Genomic DNA, 20,936 nt, shown 5'->3' with positions numbered 1-20,936 from the left:
ACTGCGCTTGAATTAAATAGATATGACTGAATAGAATTTAAAAAGTTTTTGCTCAGCCTCTTGAGAGTAGCACATAAAATCAGACAGCGCAAAGAAAATTTTCTCAAAACCTAAATCAATTTCATGAAAACCATAAGCGAGTATTGTAAATGTTTTGTAAATAACTTGTCAAGCAACTTTGGATTGTGCTATGATGGAATCACGAAGAGAAATTATTCTCAGGTGGTTACCATAATTCTCACTAAAAAAGAGTCTTGTACGTTATGGTAGTTCTTATCTGATAGCAGCAGTTTCGAAGTAGAAGGGTGCCTGATGTGGGATCTATTCGAAGAAATTGTATGAATCAGAGTTCTTACAAGAAAGAATTTTCAAACAAAAAAAGCATCAACAACCATCAGATTGTACAGCACGGAGTTTGTATTCCGGCCAAGGCAGTCTTTTTTTGTGGCCAAAAATGCAAACCTCTGTGTGATAAGACAAAAAGAGGGAAAGATGAAAATAGCAGTAAGAAAAAATAAGTCGTTGTTTACTAAAGTCAATAAAGTGTATCGTCAAAGTATAAGCGTTGCACAACGTAGTTATAATTTGACGTTAAAACGTTTGATTGAGTGGTTAGAATTATCATGGGCTGATATCGGGATGATTTTTCTCGGTAACTTGATTATGTGTTTTGCGATTGTCAACATTCATATTCCAGCCAAAATCACCGAAGGGGGCGTTATTGGGTTATCAATTGTCCTATCAAAATTAACTCATTTGAGTCCCGGCATTATTAATCTGCCGATTGATATTTTATTATATGGTTTGGGCGTCTTATTATTAAAAGAAGGTTTCTTTAAAAAAGCCATCTTTTCAACATTGATTTATGTCCTAATGTATTCCTTAGTGGAAGCAGTCGGTCCGGTATTACCTTCATTAGAACATTTACCAGTGGTAGCAGCCATTTTAGGTGGTTTATTATTAGGGATTGGTTGTGGATTGGTAGTATCACGCGGATGTGTAGCAGGGGGCGATGACTGTTATGCCTTAATTATATCGAATCGTACGCCAATTTCATTAGGAAAAGCTTATTTCTTAGCCGACATATTGGTCTTAACATTGTCGGTGATCTTATATATGCCGCTGGTCAATGGTTTAATTTCACTATTAACGACCTTTATTTCATCCTTTATCATCGGTCAATTTGAAGTAGAAATTCCAACGGTGAAAGTAGAAGTAAGTCGTGTTAAACAAGCATAAAAAGTATAGCGAAAAATCACTTTGTGGTGGTTTTTCGCTTTTTTTATTTTTTGAAAAAGGCTCTAGATTTTTGTGGCGTGTTTATGTAACCTGTGTATGTCATTTGGACGGAATCTAATTTGTGTCCTGTTTTCTTGCGTCTTTATGTTAGAATAAAAGTAATTCATAAGGAGCGGATAAGATGGATGTAAGAAAGTTTTTAGAAATTCTATCAGTTGCTGAGCGCTTAAAAGATACGACGCACCATTGTTATACCTCTAAGGGGCGACATGAGAGCGTGGCCGAACATACTTGGATGATGTCGTTAATGGCTTTCTTTTTAAGAGATGAGTTTCCTGAAGTAGACTTTCAAAAAGTGATGTTAATGATCATTATTCATGATTTAGGTGAATGTTTTACAGGGATATTTCGGCATTTGAAAAGAATGATCAAGATCGCGAATCTGAAGAAAAGTTGTTGCATCAATGGATTGCAACGATTCCGGAACCGTATCAAACGGAAATGTGGGCACTTTATAATGAAATGGAAGCGAAAGAGACATTAGAAGCCAAGGTTTATAAAGCTATTGATTGTTTAGAAGCTTTGATTTAACATAATTTGTCTGATTTAAGTACTTGGTCTGAACATGAAAAGGAATTTAATTTGCTTTATGCCAATGACCGAGTAAGTTTTTCGTCATACTTAACACACTTAAGGGAGCTAATTCATCAGGATACAGTTGAGAAACTGAAGGTAAGTTCAGAATAAGCAACACTGAACAGTGCCATTCGAATATTATATAGGATACTATCCCATTACAATAATTTTCATTGAAAAACTATTCAAGCGCATGATGCCATTTGCGATTTTATTTAATTGTTTTAGTGGGTTCTCAATTAACCCTTGGGGGCGTATAAACGAATTGAATTTCCTCCGATTTTTTATATTTTGCTTGCTGAAATTTTTTTGTGTAAATCAATATTCTTGCAAACTTATGCTATAAAGTTATCCGTTTTCACTATATAATAGAGTTATCTTATACTCAATATTGGAGGGGTTGTTATGAAAGTGATTGACATCGATCATTTGACTCACAAATTCAGTGAGACAAGTGGCATATTTGATATTGATATTCAGGTAAAAGAAGGAGAAAGTTTTGGATTTTTAGGACCAAATGGCGCCGGAAAAACGACCACCATCCATCATTTATTGGGCTATATTCGTCCACACAGTGGTACGACACAGATTTTAGGCAAAGATACTTGGTATCAAGCGGATGAGATTCAGGATTATCTAGGATATGTTCCAGGTGAAATGGCCTTTTTTGATGAAATGACAGGCACTGAATTTTTAAAATTCATTCAAAAATATCGTGGCCTTAAAAATGTGACCTTACAAAAAGAATTAATCGATCGTTTTGAATTAGATACTAAAACAGTTATCAAAAAGATGAGTAAAGGGACTAAGCAAAAACTAGGATTAGTATCGGCGTTTATGCATGATCCACAAGTATTGATTTTAGATGAACCAACCAGTGGGTTAGATCCCTTAATGCAAAATCGCTTTGTCGACTTAGTTCAACAAGAACAAAAGAAAGGCAAGACGCTACTAATTTCAAGTCATTTATTTGAAGAAGTAGAAAGGACTTGTCATCAAGTTGCGATTATTCGTGCCGGTCATATTGTCGCTAAAGACAATATTGAAAACCTAAGAACGCAGCATATGCGTACTTATCAAGTCACTTTACCATCAGAAGCGGAAGCGTTAGCTTTTGCAAAGGACTATCATGGCGAACAAATAAGGAATCAAGTGAAAGTGTCTAAGACAGCTAGCCTTGAGTCTATCTTCTTACATTATTATGGAGGTGACGATGATGAATAGTACATTATTTGTTAAAGAATTAAAGTCTAGTCGGTGGTTATTTATTGGAATTTGCTTAATTTTAACCATATATGTCACCATTATTATCGGAATGTATAATCCGACCATGATGAAAATGATGGATCAATTTTTTAAAACAATGCCAGGCTTAATGGCGGCGGTCGGATTTAAAGCAGGTAGCACTAGCTTGTTAGGCTTTTTAGTTTCCTATTTGTACGGTTTTATTTTAATGATTTTTCCGATGATTTTCATACTGAATCGCGCTCATGGCTTGGTGGCACGTTATGTTGATCGTGGATCAATGGTAGTGTTGTTAACCGGACATAATAAACGAACAAAAGTTATTCTGACACAAATTGCAGTCTTGTTAAGTTCATTGTTTGGATTATTTGTTTATGTGACAATGATTCAATATTTAACAATTCGGGTGATGTTTCCAACCGAAGCCGATTTAGTTTCCTTATTAAAACTAAATTTTGGACTTTATTGCTTGTGGGTATTAATTGCGAGCATTAGCTTTTTAGCCTCCACTTATTTTTCCGATGCCCGCTTAAGTTTGGCAGTTGGTATGACCATTCCTATCGTCATGTTTGTTTTTAAAATGATTTCTAATATTGACGACAAAGTTGTTTTTTTAAAATATTTTACAGTGTTTAGTTTATTTAACGGTGAAGGACTATTAGCTGGAGAGCCGATGGCATATATCTTAGTGTTAGTGGCTTTGGTTATCGCATTTCTATTATTTACTCTAGCTGTAAAAATTTTTAAAGAGAAGAATTTATATATCTAATCCATAGGTTGACGCATATTAATGGAGAAACATTCTACTATCCTTTATAATAATATTATGAGAATTCGATTAAAATGGAGGGTGAATATGGAATACGGAAAATTAGGTAATACCGATATTGAAGTTTCAAAGATTTGTTTAGGTTGTATGAGTTTTGGTAAGCCAGGTACGATGCATGAATGGACGTTAGAAGAGCCTGAAAGCGAAAAGATTATGTTACATGCTTTTGAACAAGGAATTAATTTCTTTGACACCGCTAATCGATACTCCCAGGGTACGAGTGAAGAATATGTTGGGAATATTGTAAAACGTAATTTAAAACGTGATGACGTGATTCTGGCATCTAAAGTTTATTTTAATCCAGGTAAATTATCACGAGCAGCCATCAATCGTGAAATTGAAGGAACGTTAAAACGATTAGGCACCGACTACTTAGATTTGTATATTATTCACCGATTCGATTATGAGACGCCCATGGAAGAAACGATGGAAGCTTTGAATCAATTAGTAGTAGACGGTAAAGTGCGTGCACTGGGTGCGTCAGCGATGTACGGTTATCAATTTCATAATTTACAAAATATCGCGCAAGATAATGGTTGGGCACCCTTTCAATCGATGCAAAATCATTATAATTTAATGTATCGTGAAGATGAACGAGAGCTAATTCCGGTTTGTCAGCAATTTAATGTATCATTAACACCATATAGTCCCTTAGCGGCCGGACGTTTAACGCGTTTAGATTGGCATACAGATACTTTAAGAAGTAAAACGGATACGACTGCAGTTCGTAAATATGATGCGACTGAAGCACAAGATTATGAAATTGTAAAAAGAGTTCATGAGATTGCAGAAAAATATGGCGTCAAAATGCAACAGATTGCTTTAGCTTGGCAATGGGCTAGATGGGTGTTATCGCCGGTTATTGGGACCACAAAAACGAGCCATATTGACGATGCGGTCGGGGCTTTAAAAGTAACATTAAGCGAAGAAGATTTATTATATTTAGAAGAACCTTATATTCCTCATAAAATTATGGGCGCACGTTAGTTACTTGCTGTCGGAAGAAAAGTGCTTTATTAGCAATTGTCAAAAGCTTGCACTATCAAAAAACAAGCTCAATATATTAGACAAGCAAATTAGGTCGTAAGTCTGATGTATTGAGTTTTTTGTTCGATAAAATGGGCTTAGTGAGAGTGGGCAAAACTTGATAAATTGAGTCTGTTGCCATCTTATTATTTTATAGTGCGTAAGTTGAGTGTTCTCAAACTCCGTCTTAATATCTAGTTTGAGACCAACTTGATTGTTCGGAGAGTGGACAGATGAAGCAGAAATCAACTGATCTTCTATATCAATTCACTCCCAACGGTTTGGGGTGGACAGACGAAGCGAAAATCAACCGATTTTCTACTTCTTGCCCACCCCTTATTATCTAATTTAAGAGGTGAGAAAATGAATCAATCAATTTTTAATGTTAAAAATTTGTTATTAGCTATTTTATTCATCGCCATTGGTACTACCAGTTATTTTTCAGCAGATACCGAATGGGTAACGAATATTAATACACAGACGATTGAGACCTTAGATGAAAAGAAAGAAACAGTAGTAGCTTTGACTGCTTTAGCCGGCACGACCTCTACTGCGATTACATTAATCCCTGGGGATGTTGGTGGACCGGTCGCACAAAACATTGCCGATATTGCCGATTATTTATTAATTGTTTTTGCGGGTATTTGGCTGCAAAAATATTTTTTATCGGTGACACCTTTAGTGGCGTTGCAATGGTTAATCCCCTTAGCTTGTGGCGCATTGCTACTCAATTTAGCGATAAAAAGCGACCGTTTGAAACGCTTGGGTATGCGAGTTTTCTTAATGGGGATTATGATTTTTACTATTATCCCAGCTAGTGTGGGGATTTCAAATAAAATAGAAGAAAATTATCAATCATCAATTGAACAAACATTTGAACAAGCCGAGTCGGTAAATAAAGAAGCCACTCAAGATAAAAATCTATTTGAACAAATGACTACCGCAGCGACCGATTTAATGGCTAAATTTGAACGAAGTCTTAGCAATATGATTGACTCTACCGCTGTTTTAATTATTACGACTTGTGTGGGACCGATCTTAGTATTCTTTTTTGGAATCTGGGCGACCAATCTGATAATGGGGCTCAATTATGATATTAAAATGCCAAGAATTGGCGCATTTCGTAGAATAGCCAAATAATTATAAACTGTAAAATTGTGAAGGCTCAACCGAGAGTTGATAACTGCAATCAATTGATTGATCGTTTATTGTCAGTGCATGAGTTGAGTGACGTCTTAGAGAAGGTGGGCAAACAAAGTGGAAATCATTCAATTTTCTACTTCTTGTCCATTCTTTTTTATTGTAAGTATAAAAAAGGTTGGGATTATCATAGTCAATCGTAGTCTCTATTGATTTACAACTCGTTAATATTTGTTTTAAATAAGGAGACGATGATTGATTTTTGTTAATTACAAATTAGAAATTATTCGTATCTTGTTTAGAATTAGTTATAATAGAAGCAAATAACCTTAATAAGGAGCGCATCATGAATAATTATTTGACATTTTATCAGCGAATAGCCAGCTTTTTTAATACTCATCCACTATTAAAACAAGTGGTTTTATTTTTAAATCAATCCATTACGACCTTTATGTATATTCTTTATCCAGCTTTATTATTGTATTTTTATTTAACCAAAAGACCAATCAGTGAGTGGGGCCTGATGGTGATTGTGCCGGGCATTAGTTTTGTCTTGTTGTCCCTATTTAGAAAAGTAATCAATGCCCCTAGACCGTATGAGGAGTGGCCCATTCAACCTTTACTTAAGCGAGACAAGACTGGAGAGTCATTCCCCAGTCGTCATGTATTTTCATCCACGATGATCAGTATGTGTATTTTAAAATGGCAACTATCATTGGGTTTGGTTTGTTTGATTTTAACCCTTTTATTAGCCTTTTGTCGGGTGGCAGTTGGGGTTCATTATCCTAAAGATGTCATTGTCGGCATCTTAATTGGCGTATTATTTGGTAGTTTGATGTTTATTTTGGGTTAACAATCCATAGCGCTTAAAGCATTCTATTTGTTGTGAAAAGTTAAAAGACTTATACTGTAGATAACAATTAATAATGGAGGTAACAAAATGACGGACTATATTAAACCGAAAGTATGGCAATGGGAAGATGAAAATGACAATCGTTCAGGTAATCGTCCAACAGCTGGCGCTCGTTTTGAACAAACACTTCCTAAAGGTGATGCTCCCTTACAGGTCTACTCATTAGGGACACCCAATGGAATTAAAGTGGCGATTATGCTAGAGGAATTAAAAGCCTTAGGTATTGAGGAAGCGAATTATGATTTGTTCAAAATTGATATTGGAAAAGGCAATCAATTTGGCAGTGATTTTGTCAAGATTAATCCTAATTCTAAAATTCCTGCCATGGTAGATTATTCTGAACCAACACCGCTTCGTGTGTTTGAATCTGGTTCGATTTTATTATACTTAGCTGAGAAATTTGGGCACTTCTTACCTGAAAATCGTGCGGCAAAAACCGAATGTTTGAACTGGGTATTTTGGCAAACAGGAGCAGCACCCTTTGTAGGTGGCGGTTTTGGACATTTTTATAACTATGCACCAACAGCACAAGAATATCCAATCAATCGTTATACGATGGAAACCAAACGTCAATTGGATGTCTTAGATCAACACTTAGCACAACAAGCTTATATGGTCGGTGACAATTATACCATTGCTGATATGATTATTTGGTCGTGGTATGGACGCTTAGCTCAAGATAAATTATATGAGGGAGCGTATGAATTTTTAGATATGGAAGGCTATCAAAATATTAAAGAGTGGACTGATAGAATAGCAGCTAGACCTGCTGTACAAAAAGCACTATCAGTAGAGTATAAGGAAATTTAAGTGGATTGTAATATTGGAACTGTGATTCAAAGAAAAGTGTAAATTAATGCCGGTAAACATATTGTGCCTCTTAAATGCCGGTTTCACATTAATTAAGTGTCAGTAAATGATGAATTAAGATGGTAACAATATTGTATGCATAAAGATAATAAAGTAAAAGCAAAAGGTTGAGGGGAGAATTTATTGAAAGTCGGATTATTATTAGAAGGTGGTGCGATGCGTGGCATCTATACGGCTGGCGTCTTAGATGTGATGATGCGCCAAAAGATTAAAGTAGATGGTATAGTGGCTGTTTCGGCCGGCGCCTTGTTTGGTGTTAATTACCCATCTCATCAGATTGGGCGCACTCTTCGTTATAATTTAAAATATTTAAATCACCCTCAATATATGGGTCTGTCTAGTTTATTAAAGACTGGCAACATTGTGAATAAAGATTTTGCCTATTACGAAGTGCCCTTTCGTTTGGATCCCTTTGATCAAAAAGCGTTCTATCAATCCGGCATTGATTTTTATGCAACAGTGACGAATCTCTATTCTGGTAAAGCGGAGTATATTAAAATAACGCATCCTTTAAACCAAATGGAAGTGTTACGTGCCTCATCCGCCATGCCATTAGTCTCGCAAATCGTTGAACTTAATGGTATGCCTTATTTAGATGGGGGAATTGCGGACTCCATTCCCATTAAGAAAATTTTGTCGATGGGATATGACAAAGTGATTGTGGTTTTAACGCAACCAAAGGGCTATCGTAAAGAAACAACTTCATCACGATTATATGAAATGATTTATCGACGGTATCCAAATTTTGTGGACACTTGGAAACAGCGCTCAATGAAGTATAATCAGAGTTTAGATTTAGTAAATAAATTAGAGGAGGAAGGCAAGGCTTTTGTGATTCAGCCTTCTAAAAAGATGCGGATTGGTCGGTTAGAGAAAAATGCTCAAGCATTAACAGCGATGTATCAATTAGGAGTCAACGATGCAACAACAAAATACGAATCGTTAAAACGATATTTATTAAAAAATTAATTTAATAACCCCAAAGGACTTAGACGAGAAAGTTGCTAAGTCCTTTGTTTTTTATACATTTCACTGCCTTTTGTTACGAAACTGTAATATTGTAAACGGCCTTAATCAGTTTGAATATGCTAAAATGATGGTATATATAGTTTTGTTGCTAGTATTTATTTTTGGGGGACGAATAATAAAATGGGAAATAAAATTTTAAAGAAAAGTAAAGGGAAATGGATAGTGGTTTCAGCATCTGTTTTAGCAACGATGACCTTGAGTACTCATGTACAAGCTGAAGAAGCAGTTAATCATGATGAAGTCGTTGTTGAGGCAGTAAGTGAAGAGACTGTCGTTGAAGCAGTTGGAGATACTGTAGTCAATGAGGCTGAAGTCGTTGAAGACAATCATGATACAACTGTTGAAGCGGTGTCGACAGTTGAAGAGAGCGAAGCCGTTCAAGAATCAGAACCGGCGAATGATACAGAACCAACGGTAGATTCAGAAACGACTGAAACTAATTCTGAGCAAGTTGAGTCGACAGAAGTTTCAGTAGGAGTGACCGGCGATGACACATTACCTGCTGAAACAGAAGAAGTTGTCACAGAAGAAACAACGACTGAATCGGTTAAAGCAGAAGATGTTCAAGTAGAAAAAACAGAAGAAAGTGTTGTTCGTAAATTTAACACACCGACTGTATCGCCCGTTTCGCCTACAGTAAAAACATATCAAACAGTTTCAGGCGATACATTATGGAAGATAGCGAATCAATACAAGGTAAGTGTAGCGAACTTGATGGACTGGAATAAATTAACGAGTAATTTAATTAGAGTCAATCAAAAATTAGTCGTTTCTAATCCTACAACACAAACGACACAACCAGTAGATAAGCCAACTACACCAACGAAACCAGTTGAAGAAAAACCTGCGGAAACGACCAAACCGGTTGAAACAAAACCCGTAACGAAGACAACGAATTAAACGATTAAACGAGGCGATACCTTAAATAGAATCGCTGCTCAACATGGTGTGAGCGTTGCACAATTACGTCAATGGAATAATATTTCAGGTCACTTAATCTATCCAAATCAAAAGATTATTGTCAATAAAGTGACTACGACGCAACCGGTAGAACCGACCAAACCGGAAGAGAAGCCGACAACACCAACGAAACCGGTTGAAACCAAACCAGTAACAAAGACAACGAATTACACCATTAAACGTGGCGATACTTTAAATAGAATTGCGGCTCAACATGGTGTGAGCGTTGCTCAATTACGTCAATGGAATAATATTTCAGGTCACTTAATCTATCCAAATCAAAAGATTATTGTCAATAAAGTGACTACAACGCAACCGGTAGAAACAACTAAACCGGAAGAGAAACCGACTACACCAACGAAGCCAGTTGAAGAAAAGCCAGTAGAAACAAAACCAGAAACGAAGACAACACATTATACTATTAAACGAGGCGATACTTTAAATAGAATTGCTCAACAATATGGCGTGAGTGTTGCTCAATTACGTCAGTGGAATAACATTTCAGGTAGTTTAATTCACCCAAATCAAAAGATTATCGTGAATAAAGTGACTACGACCAAACCGGAGGAAAAACCAACTGAACCAACGAAGCCGGAAACTAAACCAGAGGAAAAACCAACTGAACCAACGAAACCAGTTGAAAACGATAAGAAAGATGAATTAGTGACTATTCCAGCTTTCGAAGAGAAAAAACATACTGTCTCATACGGCGATACTTTATATGAGATTGCTAAAGCAAACAACGTTACAGTTAATCAAATTATGACTTGGAACAAACTTTCAAGTACGGTGATTCGTACAGGACAAAATCTTAAGGTATCTGATCCAAGCAAAGCATCTAGCAGTATTACTTTAACCAGAGCAGAGTTAGAAGCAAAAATTGCCGCTGAAAATGAGAAATTACGTTTAGCTGCTGAAGCGCAAAAGAAAGCGGGAGACCGTGTGGTTGAAGTTGATGCTGATTATGATGGAACATTAATTAAGACTTATTGGAATCAAACAGGTTACAGAATGCCTCTAACAACGGTTGCAAGTCGTTATGGTGTGACAGTAGCGCAATTAAAACAATGGAATCCATTATTAACTAGTAATTATTTATTGGCAGACCAAGAAATTGCTGTTTCTGATCCAGAAGCCGGTAATCCAGCTAAATTAGGTCGTGCAACGAAAAATTACCTAGTGATTAATGAAGCGTCTGAGAAAGTTACATCAGAAGGCGTTCAAAAAGTATTAGATTGGTTTAAAGAAAGAGAAAATAAAACTTTCTATTCAATGACTGACCGTAATGGACCAAACAGTTATGACTGTTCATCTGCAGTGTATTACGCTTTAATTAATGCAGGTTATCTAAATCGTAACACTTGGATTGGTAATACGGATTCAATGTTTGCAATGGAAGGTGGGTTATTATTACCAATACCGGAAAGCCAAGTACGTGCAGGAGATATCTTTATTTCAGGTTATAAATATAATTCTTCCGGTGCTGCAGGACATACCGGTGTCGCAATTAATAACAAAGAGATTTATCACTCAACTTATAATAATAAGTATTTCTATGACGGTATTGTACGTAGTCAAACTGAAGGCAGAACAGGGTCATCTTCTCGACCATTATATTGGTATCGTTTAAATGAAAATTATCGTCAGAAATAAAAAATAAAAATTATTCAGTGGGTAATCGTAGAGGAAATATGCCAAAAGCTTTCATACGATACCCACTTTTTTATGCCCCAAACTAGTATATCTGACTTAAGGCCTTTTTATGTTGTGAGGAATTATGATAGTATAGATAGGGATAAAAATAACCTTAAAGAACTAAGGAGGTACCTTAATTTGTTTGATTATTTAGTCGTTGGATCGGGTTTGTTCGGCTCGGTCTTTGCTTATGAAGCTGCTAAACGTGGCCAAAAAGTAAAGGTAATTGAAAAAAGAAATCATATTGCAGGTAATATCTATACCGAAGAAATAGCTGGAATCCAAGTGCATAAGTATGGAGCCCACATTTTCCACACTAACAACAAAGAAGTATGGGATTATGTTAATCAATTTGCTGAATTTAATCATTATGTGAACTCACCGATAGCCAATTATAAAGGTGAGATTTATAATCTACCTTTTAATATGAATACTTTCAATAAATTATGGGGTGTGATAACTCCTAGCCAAGCAAAAGCAGAAATTGATCGTCAAATTCAAGAATTCCAACAAGAACACGGCAGACAGCCAGCTAATCTGGAAACTCAAGCGATTTCTTTAGTAGGCAAGGATATCTATCAAAAATTAATTAAAGGTTATACGGAAAAGCAATGGGGACGTGATGCCAAGGACTTGCCATCTTTCATCATTAAGCGTCTACCGGTTCGTTATACCTATGACAATAATTATTTTAATGATATTTATCAGGGGATTCCGATAGGTGGTTATACTCAAATTGTAGAGAAAATGTTAAATCATCCGAATATTGAAGTGCATTTGAATACAGACTTTTTCAATGATAAAGAAGCGTTAGAAGCGGAAGCTACAAAAGTAGTCTATACGGGTATGATTGATCAATACTTTGATTATCAGTATGGTGTATTAGAATATCGTTCTTTACAGTTTGAACATGAAATATTAGATACTGATAATTATCAAGGCAATGCGGTTGTTAATTATACGGACCGTGAAACTCCTTATACACGCATTATCGAACATAAGCATTTTGAGTTTGGTAAGCAAGACCAGACGGTCATCACAAGAGAATATCCTAAAGAATGGCAATTAGGTGATGAACCGTATTATCCTGTCAATGATGAAAAGAATACGCAACTCTTTAAACAATACCGTCGTCTCGCGCAAGCACAGACAAAAGTCATCTTTGGTGGACGATTAGGAATGTATCAGTATTATGATATGCATATGGTCATTAATGAAGCGTTGAATGCAGTAAGAAAAGAATTTAAGGATTAAACTTAAAATTTTAAAAGGGATTGGGTCTTAAATAAGTCTTTAAGACGCGGTTTGAGTTCACTTAACCACTGCGCTATTAATTAAAGAACAATAATTTTGACTAAATTTATCAAGTTTAGGCCCAGCCTCGGAATCATTGCGATAAAGCAGAACTTAGGGATTAGATTTTTACTTAAAGTGTCTAATTGGATAGAATAGATATCAAAGAAAAGCTTGTAATTCAAGCAAAAAATAGCTAAAATAAAACATAAATTGAAAATTTGAAGGTGAAATAAAAATGTCAAACAAGATGTCACGTAGATCGATGCATCGTAAAAGAAGAAAAGGTAATCCAATTTTAAAAGCCATTGGTTTAATATTTTTACTGGCTTTACTAGTCGTAGGTGGTTTTTTAGGTTATTCCTATTATCGTTTTAATAAATCGTTTGAAAAGGTATATAATAAACAAGCTGTGGAATCAGTGGTTAAAGATGTTGTTAAAAAACGTGAAACGACAGAAGAAGTTGAAGTCGGCGAAGACCCCATTAGTATTTTATTTTTAGGGATTGATACGGGAGATTTTGGTCGTACCGAAGTAGGGCGTTCAGATATTATGATGGTCGCAACCATTAATCCTAATACCAACAAAACCGTTATGACCAGCATTCCTCGTGATACCTATACTGAAATCGTGGGGTATGGCACTCAAGATAAAATTAACCATGCTTATGCTTTTGGTGGTATCCCAATGTCAATTAACTCTGTACAAAACTTTTTAGATATTCCAATTGACTATTATGTAAAAGTTGATATGGGAAGCTTTGTCCAAATCGTCAACGCCTTAGGCGGTATTACTATTGTTCCGACTGAAACCTTTAATCAAGAAGGGACTTATTTTGAACAGGGTGTTTCCCAATATATGGATGGTGCGACAGTTTTACAATATGTTCGTAATCGTTATACTGAAGAAGGAGACTATGGTCGTCAACAACGTTCGCGTCAAGTAATCGAAGCCGTAGCGGATAAGGTGGTTAATATCAATTCTTTCGCCAGCTTACCAGAATTAATGGCTGTCATGGAAGACTATGTTGAAACGAATATCCAATTTAAGGATATCCAAACATTGGCTTTAAATGCGAACAAGATTGCGAAGAACATCGAAGAAGTGACATTACAAGGAACAGGCGATATGATTGATGGCGTCTATTATGAAATGATTGACGAAGGGTCATTAGCAACCGTTCAAGAAGCGTTAAAATCCAATTTAGAATTAAATTAATAACGGATCGTCAACCGATTTTTGCTTTGAATGATTTCAGCAAAAGTCGGTTTTTTATGAGTGCAATTACAATATAGTGTCAGGCAACCAATTTTACTGATAGGTGCTTAATAATAATCTTGCAGCGTTTGAATTTTATTTAGCCAATCATTTTGAACTTGGCGGACTCAATACGCTCGTTTATGATTTTACATCGCAACAAGGAAAACATGATATTTATTTTTATTTAAGTTTACTTAATTGACATACTATTACAATTAAGTGTCAATGTGAGAACAGTTTATTTAAATAAGCTCGAAAGGTCTTTTTTCTTTTTGGCGTTATGTTAGAATACAATCTAGCGAGATAAGAAAAAGGTGAGAATAAATGAAATTACAAAAGCGAATTTTACTTGCGACAGCTTTTGCTTTAATGACAACGCCAATTTCAACAACGGCTAATAATGTGTTGGCCGAAGAATGGCAACCACGTACAATTGAACAAGTTAAAGCAGCATTAAAAATTAACGAAGATAATCAAACAGTCTATACTATCGAATATGGCGATACTCTAGGAGTCATTGCTGAAGCATTAGAGATTGATGTAGAGGTGTTAGGAAGCATCAACGCGATTGCGGATTTAGACTTAATTTATCCTAGCACGGTATTAACAACGACTTATGATGACAATCAAAAGGCTGAAACTGTCTTAATTGAGACAGCTGATTCTGAAACCGAGGCAGAAATTAATTTAGCTGAAAATGAATTAGTCGTTAATGACGAAACATATGAATTACCAGCGACTGAAGATGTTAGCGAATCGGCATCTGCGCCAGTTTATGTGACGGAGCCAGTTGAAGAATGGCTTCCTGAAACAACTGAAGCAGAATCTACAGAAGTTGAAACAACTGAAGCTCCAGTTACAGAAACGACGGCAGTAGAACCTTCAGCAGCCCCCGTTGAAACTACTACAGAAGCAACAACGATTGAAGAGTGGGTAACTGAAACAACCGAAGCTGAAACAACTGCCGAAATGGTAGAAGAAACCGAAGCACCAATTGTGGAAGAAACAGCAGCCGAAGTGGTAGAAGAAACCGAAGCCCCTGTTGTGGAAGAAACAACAGCCGAAGTGGTAGAAGAAACCGAAGCACCAATTGTGGAAGAAACTACTGCCGAAATGGTAGAAGAAACGACGATAGAATGGGTGCCAGAGGAAACTGAAGCGCCAATCATAGAAGAAACGACGGTAGAATGGGTACCTGAAGAAACTGAGGCGCCAATCTATGACCCAACCAATGACGGCTTACAAGCCCATGTAGCACAATTCAAAAATGAAGTTGCGAATGCTTATGGCATTACCTCATTTAGTACATACCGTCCAGGTGATGCTGGCGATCACGGTCAAGGATTAGCAGTTGACTTTATGGTGCCAGTTGGTTCAGCATTAGGAGATGAGATAGCTCAATATGCGATTAACCAAATTGGATCGAGCAAGATTTCATATGTCATTTGGAAACAACAAATTTATGGAGATTGGAATATGTCTTGGCAGATGATGGAAGACCGTGGTAGTATCACCGCTAACCATATGGACCATGTACACGTTTCATTCTACCCTTAAAAATAATCAAGATGATGGTTCAGCTTGATACCCTTGAGTTTAAATGGCCACATCATCTTTTCTACATATAATCTAAAAAAATTTCCGCTAGAACTAAAATTGAAATGGTTCGACGACCGGTTGAAGATTTTAAGAGAGATTGAGGAAAACGTCTATCGTTTTTCCTTAGTCCCTTTTTTATTATGCAGAAATATTAACGCAAAATAAAGTGTATTGTTAAACGATTCGCTAGTGCTGTCATTTGGACTTAAACTTCATGCGCCGTTAGAAAATAATAGCACCAACCGAATATTCCTATAAAATTTCAAAACCTATTAGCATTTCAAAAGCTAAAGCTCCCCCAGTTTTTTTAATTTTCCCCTGCCGTCTAATGTCTATCTAAAAATAATCCTTCCTATAACTCTTAACACAAATTATCGGCTATGCAATCTAAATTTTGGCAATTTTCTATCACTTTTTAATACAACTTTTAATACAACATCGACATTATGAGTATCTTTTTATTGCTGTTAAAGAAAAAACAATTAAATAACTTAAAAAGTTGATATTATCACCTGGAAGAGCGATTTGATTTACTTATGAATTGTGAAATACTTGTAAAGATTATGTAAAGGCATACAATTAAAAAAGACTTTTATCGTGGAACATTATACAATAAAAATAGAAATAATGATGATAACTATAGAAAGGGAGATTGCCATGACTAAAATATCATTAGACGAATTAATGAGTCAAGCACAAGTAGATAAAGCCAATACTGAAATTGCTGAAAACTTAGATGAAAAATTTGAAATTCTTGATGAAGCGAGTCGAAAGAAAGTTGACTCCATTAAGGAAAAAATAAATTTAAGAGACTCACAACTAAGCTCAATGTTTGGCGCGAATGCACAAAAAAGTTTAGCAGGATTTAGCGAAACCATTTTAAGTCAAGTACGAGCGCATGATTTAGGCGAGGTCGGTAATTTAATGACCGATTTAGTGGTGAACGTTGAAAATTTTGATGCAGATTTTGATAATAAAGGTCTTTTAGCTAAGATCCCTTTTATTAATAAAGCCAAAAAGTCCATCGAAAAATACTTAGCACGTTATGATATTGTGGAAAAACAAATTGATAAAATTGAAGCCAAATTAGAAACATCACGTATGGAGATGTTAAAAGACATTTCAATGTATGACAAATTGTATGATGAAAATTTAAAATACTTTGAAGAGTTACAATTGTATATTGTAGCCGGTGAAGAAGTTGTTAAAGATATGTGTGATAATCAATTACCAGCATTATTGAAAGAGGCAGAAGCTAAAGAAGATTCAATGGCTTTACAAGTTGTGAATGACTTTAAAGAGTCGATTGATCGTTTTGAAAAACGTATCTTTGACTTAAAAACCTCAAAAACATTAGCCATCCAAACCGCACCACAAATTAAATTAATCCAAAATAATGACAAATTATTAGTCGATAAGGTGACCGATGCCATTAATAATGTTATTCCTTTATGGAAGTCGCAAGTTGTCATTGCCTTAGGAATGGAAAAACAAAAGCGTGTCCTAGAATTAGAACGTCAAGTATCGGATACAGCCAATGAACTATTAAGAAAAAATGCGGACAAACTACGTCAGAATTCGGTGGAAATTGCCGAGGAGACAGAGCGTTCGATTGTCGATATTGATACGGTTAAACATGTTAATCAACAATTAATTGAAACGATTCGTGAAACGATGGCGATTCATGAAAATGCCAAAACAGCTCGTATCGAAGCGGAAAAAGAATTAATTACGGTAGAGAATGAATTGAAAACAGCCATTGCTGAAACAATTTATCAAGATACCCGTGGTGAAAGTCGAGATGTCACGCCATAAGCATAAAAATTAAGGAAAGCAGGGAAAACCATGAAACGTTTATTAAAATTCTTAGCACTGGCTATTTTATGTGTTCTGGTCGTAGCCTGTGACGATGATAATAAAACCAGTGGGAATGCTGATTTTGACTTTTCAGCGCAGCATGGTGGGGAAACATTAAATATTGTAGCGGGTTCTGAAATTGAAGTGTTGGAACCGATTATTGAGGAATACGCTAAGAAAAACAGACAAACGATTAATATTGCTTACCAAGGCTCCTTAACGACCATGCAACTATTACAATCAGGTGAAGTTGATTATGATGCGGCTTGGACTGCAAGTTCGATGTGGCTCAATATGGGAGACACTCATAACCTTTTAAAATATACAGAGTCAATTTCGATGTCACCCGTGGTCTTTGGAATTCGTCAATCCCTCGCAGAAAAATTAGGTTTTACTGATGGTGATGTCTCAATTGCTGAAATATTAGCAGCGATTGAACAGAACAAATTAACCTTTGCGATGACTTCTGCGACTCAATCTAACAGTGGTGCAACAGCATATTTATCATTTTTAACCGCCTTGTCAGGCAATGAAAATTTAACCTCTGAAGATTTAGCTAATCAACAACTCATTGATAAAATTACTAAATTATTAAGTGGCGTCAGCCGTTCATCCGGTTCATCGAATTGGCTCGTAACGCTGTTTTTAAACGGAAACTATGATGCGATGGTTAATTATGAAACCTTAATTATTCAAACGAATAAACAATTAGTAGAACAAGGCAAAGAACCTTTATATGTGGTGTACCCAACGGACGGTGTGGCAATGAGTGACGCACCATTAGCTTATGTTGATCATCAAAATGAGAAAAAAGAAAAAGCTTTTTTAGCTTTTCAAGAGTATTTATTAAGTGATGAGGCACAAGAGAAAATTCAAGAAACCGGCCGTCGTACTGCATATAATACTGTCACCCAAAATAATAACCAGGTCTTTAATCCGGACTGGGGGATAGATACGAGTAAGATATTAAACACGGTCCGTTTACCTGAAGCAAAAGTATTAGAAGAAGCCTTAATTGCTTATCAAACAGCCTTTAAAAAACCGGCTTTGACCTATTATTTACTTGACTACTCAGGATCGATGGCAGGAGAGGGAGAAGAACAATTAGAAGAGGCTTTAAGTTATGTCATGCAGTCAGATAAAGCGAGCAAGAACTTATTACAAGGGACCAGTCGTGACATTACCCATGTTATTAAATTTGAAAGTAATGTCGGGAAGCCAATTAGCGCTAATGGAGCCAGTACAGAATTAGAAGAATTGTATCAGCAAATCACCACTTATTCAGCGGGTGGTGGGACTTCAATGAATGCAGCGGTTCTTTCAGCACTTGAACATATTAAAAATAATACCGATGATTTAGCCCATCATACCCCAATGATTGTCATTTTATCTGATGGACGTGCAAACGATGAACATTTAAAAGACGAAGTAGCTAGCCAATATCAAGCATTAAACCTCGATATTCCAATCTTTTCGATTCAATTTGGAGATGCTGATGATAATTACTTGCAAGAACTGGCTAATTTAAGCAATGGTCGTGTATTCGATGGACGTAGTGATCTCGTGAGTGCTTTTCAATCAGTAAGAGGGTATAATTAAGATAGAAGGAGGATGTCAAAATGGTGAAACAAAATCTATTATCATTTTTAGGCAGTTTAATCTTTTTTCTAATCTTCTGGTATCTTCTTGAATGGCCATTATACTTAGTGTTAGTATTAACTTTAATTTTATTTTTTGCGATTTACTTTTTGATTACCCCAAAAATTAAAATTGGTAATGTAGAAGTGCTCGATGATCAGCTTAATAAAGAATTGGCTGATTTATACCAAGTACTGGGCAAAAATGTTAAACGTATGGAACAGAACGCAAAACAAATAGAAGACCCAGAAGTGGCTGAGCTTGCCAATTCATTGACAGGGATTGGTTTTTCTATCTATGAATATTTAGATGACCATCTTCAAGCCTTATCGGCTAGTCGTCATTTTATTGAATATTATACAACGAAGTCGGAGGAAATTATTGAGAACTACTATGAGTTAGAAAGAGTGGGTATTTCTGCAAATAAATTACAGCAGGTAAAAGCACAAACTACGGAAGCGCTAGGATATTTGAATCAAATTTTCAACAAACAACGTGATTCCTATCACCAACAAAAATATCTCAATTTAGAATTACAAACCGACTTATTAGAGAAAACCGCTCAGATGGGTGAAGATTTTAAACAGGAGGAACAGTCATGAAAAATGGAAAATTCTTTGGATTAGGTCTATTACTTATTGTAATAGCAGCAGTAATTGGATTTTCGTTTTTACGTTCTGGACAACCTGACCAAGTTTCGATTACCGGTTTAGTCGGAGGAGAAAAAATTAACCTTTTAGAAAATGCAAGAGTAAAAGAAATTGCCAAGAAAGAATATGGCTTGACTTATGATTATCGTAAAGCAGGTTCGGTTGATATGGTTCAACCAGGTGCGAGCGATAATTTCCAATATCTATTCCCTTCAAGTCAATTCGCGGCTGATTTACAAGAATATTTAGGCGAAGAAAATCAATTTTCAGACATCATGTTTAATACACCGATTGTGTTATACTCGCGCCATATCGTCGTAGATGTTTTAATTAAGGCAGGTTATGTCACAGAAGAAAACGGTATTTACATGGTCGATATGGCCAAATTAGCTAACGCTATGAAAGAAGGTAAAAGTTGGGCCGATATCGGACTAACCGAATTATATGGGGATATCTTGGTGGATACTACCAATCCAAATGCGTCGAACTCAGGGAATATGTTTTTAGGATTATTAGCCAATGCGCTAAATGATAACAAAGCGATTACGAAGGAACAAGTTGCTGAATTAAAACCAGTCTTAAAAACTATTTATAATAAAATAGGTTATAGTCAAACCTCATCATCCGATTTATTTAATCAGTTTTTAAAACAAGGAGTCGGTGCCTATCCAATTATTGCAGGTTACGAGAGTCAATGGTTAGAATTCTCAAAAATTGAGCCTAATGTATACAATCAAGTGAAAGATGACATCGTGATGTTATACCCCTCACCGACAGTTTGGTCTTCTCATGTCTTAATTGGGATTGATGAAGGGGCGGAAGTGATGCGAAAGGTCATGTTAGATGAAGAAGTCCAAGAAATAGCTTGGTCACAACATGGTTTTAGAACAATTGTCTCTGGAACAGAAACGGATGCCTATCAAGATTTACCAGGGGTGCGTAAAGATATTAAATCGGTTATGGCCTTACCACAAGCAGATATTATGTTAGAATTAATGGAAGCTGTAAAATAATTAGTTTACACAATCACCGCGCTGAGGCTGGACATAAACTTGA

15 protein-coding genes and 4 pseudogenes are annotated in these 20,936 nt (G+C 36.0%); all 19 read left to right on the top strand.

Translation table 11 applies throughout. The features are described from left to right. Positions 1-492: 492 nt before the first annotated feature. The 19 genes and pseudogenes from GSA01S_RS03635 to GSA01S_RS03550 all read left to right on the top strand — a co-directional run bounded on the left by GSA01S_RS03635 (position 493) and on the right by GSA01S_RS03550 (position 20,893). Entirely contained in the window at positions 493-1,239 is a 747-nt protein-coding gene (locus tag GSA01S_RS03635; protein ID WP_245631262.1) for a DUF6198 family protein, read from the top strand. A 181-nt stretch (positions 1,240-1,420) separates the two neighbouring features. After that, a pseudogene (locus GSA01S_RS11255) lies at positions 1,421-1,830 on the top strand (HD domain-containing protein). Positions 1,831-2,280: 450 nt separating this feature from the next. Next, positions 2,281-3,099: an ABC transporter ATP-binding protein gene (locus GSA01S_RS03625; RefSeq protein WP_066124980.1), complete on the top strand. Its 819-nt coding sequence runs from the start codon at positions 2,281-2,283 to the stop codon at positions 3,097-3,099. After that, positions 3,092-3,889: a hypothetical protein gene (locus tag GSA01S_RS03620; RefSeq protein WP_066124978.1), complete on the top strand. Its 798-nt coding sequence runs from the start codon at positions 3,092-3,094 to the stop codon at positions 3,887-3,889. The genes GSA01S_RS03625 and GSA01S_RS03620 overlap by 8 nt, the downstream gene beginning before the upstream one ends. 87 nt (positions 3,890-3,976) lie before the next feature. Further along, the gene (locus tag GSA01S_RS03615; RefSeq protein WP_066124977.1) at positions 3,977-4,936 is read left to right on the top strand and encodes an aldo/keto reductase; all 960 of its coding nucleotides are present in this window, start codon (positions 3,977-3,979) and stop codon (positions 4,934-4,936) included. A 402-nt stretch (positions 4,937-5,338) separates the two neighbouring features. After that, entirely contained in the window at positions 5,339-6,115 is a 777-nt protein-coding gene (locus GSA01S_RS03610) for a hypothetical protein (RefSeq protein ID WP_066124975.1), read from the top strand. A 346-nt stretch (positions 6,116-6,461) separates the two neighbouring features. Then, complete coding sequence (locus GSA01S_RS03605; protein ID WP_066124972.1) at positions 6,462-6,968, top strand: phosphatase PAP2 family protein; 507 nt, start codon at positions 6,462-6,464, stop codon at positions 6,966-6,968. Between the two features lie 87 nt (positions 6,969-7,055). Beyond that, entirely contained in the window at positions 7,056-7,838 is a 783-nt protein-coding gene (gene yghU, locus GSA01S_RS03600) for a glutathione-dependent disulfide-bond oxidoreductase (protein ID WP_066124970.1), read from the top strand. A 183-nt stretch (positions 7,839-8,021) separates the two neighbouring features. Next, entirely contained in the window at positions 8,022-8,867 is an 846-nt protein-coding gene (locus tag GSA01S_RS03595) for a patatin-like phospholipase family protein (protein WP_066124968.1), read from the top strand. 702 nt (positions 8,868-9,569) lie between these two features. Next, a pseudogene (locus tag GSA01S_RS11250) lies at positions 9,570-9,699 on the top strand (LysM peptidoglycan-binding domain-containing protein); the annotation flags it as partial. 125 nt (positions 9,700-9,824) lie between these two features. Continuing rightward, positions 9,825-9,957 (top strand): annotated as a pseudogene (locus GSA01S_RS11300) (LysM peptidoglycan-binding domain-containing protein); the annotation flags it as partial. A 92-nt stretch (positions 9,958-10,049) separates the two neighbouring features. Next, positions 10,050-11,540: pseudogene (locus GSA01S_RS03585) on the top strand (LysM peptidoglycan-binding domain-containing protein); the annotation flags it as partial. Between the two features lie 180 nt (positions 11,541-11,720). Beyond that, positions 11,721-12,836 (top strand): UDP-galactopyranose mutase, encoded by a 1,116-nt coding sequence (glf, locus tag GSA01S_RS03580; RefSeq protein ID WP_245631260.1) that lies wholly within the window; start codon positions 11,721-11,723, stop codon positions 12,834-12,836. Between the two features lie 277 nt (positions 12,837-13,113). Further along, complete coding sequence (locus tag GSA01S_RS03575) at positions 13,114-14,094, top strand: LCP family glycopolymer transferase (protein ID WP_066124963.1); 981 nt, start codon at positions 13,114-13,116, stop codon at positions 14,092-14,094. 366 nt (positions 14,095-14,460) lie between these two features. Continuing rightward, positions 14,461-15,693 carry a LysM peptidoglycan-binding domain-containing protein gene (locus GSA01S_RS03570; RefSeq protein WP_066124961.1) on the top strand — a complete coding sequence of 411 codons (1,233 nt, stop codon included), beginning with the start codon at positions 14,461-14,463 and terminating at the stop codon, positions 15,691-15,693. Between the two features lie 699 nt (positions 15,694-16,392). Next, on the top strand, positions 16,393-17,550 hold the full coding sequence (locus GSA01S_RS03565; RefSeq protein ID WP_066124959.1) for a toxic anion resistance protein: 1,158 nt from the start codon (positions 16,393-16,395) through the stop codon (positions 17,548-17,550). 30 nt (positions 17,551-17,580) lie between these two features. Beyond that, complete coding sequence (locus GSA01S_RS03560; protein WP_066124958.1) at positions 17,581-19,191, top strand: substrate-binding and VWA domain-containing protein; 1,611 nt, start codon at positions 17,581-17,583, stop codon at positions 19,189-19,191. Between the two features lie 20 nt (positions 19,192-19,211). Beyond that, positions 19,212-19,832: a 5-bromo-4-chloroindolyl phosphate hydrolysis family protein gene (locus tag GSA01S_RS03555; protein ID WP_066124955.1), complete on the top strand. Its 621-nt coding sequence runs from the start codon at positions 19,212-19,214 to the stop codon at positions 19,830-19,832. Continuing rightward, on the top strand, positions 19,829-20,893 hold the full coding sequence (locus GSA01S_RS03550; RefSeq protein WP_066124954.1) for a substrate-binding domain-containing protein: 1,065 nt from the start codon (positions 19,829-19,831) through the stop codon (positions 20,891-20,893). Before GSA01S_RS03555 ends, GSA01S_RS03550 begins: the two co-directional genes overlap by 4 nt. Positions 20,894-20,936 lie beyond the last annotated feature (43 nt).

The organism is Globicatella sanguinis NBRC 15551, from assembly GCF_001552295.1.
Taxonomy (GTDB): domain Bacteria; phylum Bacillota; class Bacilli; order Lactobacillales; family Aerococcaceae; genus Globicatella; species Globicatella sanguinis.
This window is presented reverse-complemented; position numbering and strand designations above follow the sequence as displayed.